This is a genomic window from Bradyrhizobium sp. STM 3809 (assembly GCF_000239795.1).
Lineage (GTDB): Bacteria > Pseudomonadota > Alphaproteobacteria > Rhizobiales > Xanthobacteraceae > Bradyrhizobium.
The window spans coordinates 1-1,717 of sequence record NZ_CAFJ01000081.1 but is presented as its reverse complement, the minus strand read 5'-3'; the positions used below and the strand labels follow the sequence as shown (position 1 = coordinate 1,717).

The following is a 1,717-nucleotide window of genomic DNA, read 5'->3' as shown; positions in this document are numbered from 1 at the left end:
AGCCCCGAGCAGACACTCTGCTCGGACGATGACGTTGCAAGAGCGCCAGGAGGAGTTTTCCTTCTGGCTCTCTCACGAGAGATGCACGATCCAGACCTGACCGACCGCGCCGCCGCTCGTTGGAAGAATTCCAGGGAGAGGCGGGAACCGGCCCCGAGATCGGGGCAACTTCTTGTCCGGACCGTGTGTCGAAACCTAAGCCGACAACCAATGTTGCAAGGATGCCACGACTGAAATCAACGGGTTAAAACGTTTCTACGCGTTTCCGTGCCCCGGCTGCGACACCAGGCGCATGCCCGAACATCATCATGTTTGGGGACTCGGCGACGCTTCTTTTGGCCCCATTGGAGCAAATAATTCCCAAGTGCTCTGAGGCCGCGACATTTCGCCCGCTCCGAGAGGAGTGAACGAGGCGTCGCCGCCCGATCAACGCCCGCGTGCTGCCGAAACCGCCAGGCAGCCGACGCCGGGTTGAAACTTGGGGAGATGATCTGATGGCAGCCAATACCTTCAACCCGACGGCGCTGGCGAATGGCACGTCCAATCTGCTGGTTCGCGCGTCCGCGTTGAACCTGTCGACCGACCTCGTCCAGGCCGGTGTCGTGTTCAACGACGCCGTCCGCATTTCAACGGGGCTGTTCTCGACGCCGCAGAACAGCGGCAACTCCAATCCGTTTCTCGGCAGCTACACCACCGACCTGCATGCCGTGCAGAACGACATCGCGGCGATGCTGGCCAATCCCGGCCAGGTGACGCTGGGCGGCAAGGCGTTCACGCTCAACGCCACGGACACCGCCGTGCTGACCCAGGTGCAGAACGAGATCACGACGCTGATCAACGCGGCGCCGAACACGACCAACCCGGCGACGCTCGCCGACGCCGACCAGACCATCCACAACGTGCAGATGCAGATCCTGCAGCAGATCCAGGGCGACGCGCATCTGTCATCCGCGCTGAACAACGTGCAATTCCTGGCCAACACCGGCGCAATGGACGTTGCCTTCCAAAGCCTGCCGGCAGGCAACGACAGCGCGGCGAACATTGCCGCGGCCCAGGGCGGTGACCTGGCGGCGATCGGTCAGGTCTTCAATGCCGCGGCCGACCTTTCACTCGGCGGTATCAGCACCAACAACCTTGGCCAGATCACAGCTGACTTCAATGCCGCCAAGCAGGGCCTGATGGCCATCCTCAACGATCCCGCCAAGCTCGCGGCGCTGGAGGCCGGACAAACAGCGGTCGACGCTCAGACGACCACGCTCCACTTGCAGACGCTGGTCGGTCAGATCGATCTGCAGGTCAACAAGTACAACGCGGCGGAGACGCAGGCCAACCCGACGGCCCTGCGCGGCACCGCCGATAACGTGCTCGACATGATCGACGTGTTCCAGAACGACGCGGTGCTCAACGCCGCAGCCGGCGGCACGGGCATGCCCGGTCATGGCGGCGGCTTCTCGGAAATGCCGGGCGGGCTGACCGGAACGGTCACCAAGTTCCAGGACAACCAGGTCCAGACCAACTTCTGGGCCTCGTTCCTGGCGGAAGCCAACACGCTCGGCGCCAAGTTGAACGCCGTGGCGAACGGGACCGCCAACGCCACGCAGGACATCATCACCCAGATCGCCAACTACCAGAACTTCGGCGTCAAGTTCGACCAGGCGCAGGGAGCGGTTTTCCAGGGCCGCTTCGACAACGAGCTCGTCGCCGGCGCGCTGCAGGC

Annotated in this window: 1 protein-coding gene; it reads left to right on the top strand. The window is 63.5% G+C overall.

Annotated elements, in window-relative coordinates; genetic code table 11:
* Positions 1–494: 494 nt before the first annotated feature.
* Positions 495–1,717: hypothetical protein (locus tag BRAS3809_RS03955; RefSeq protein WP_035655231.1), on the top strand; the 1,223-nt coding region annotated here is incomplete at its 3' end.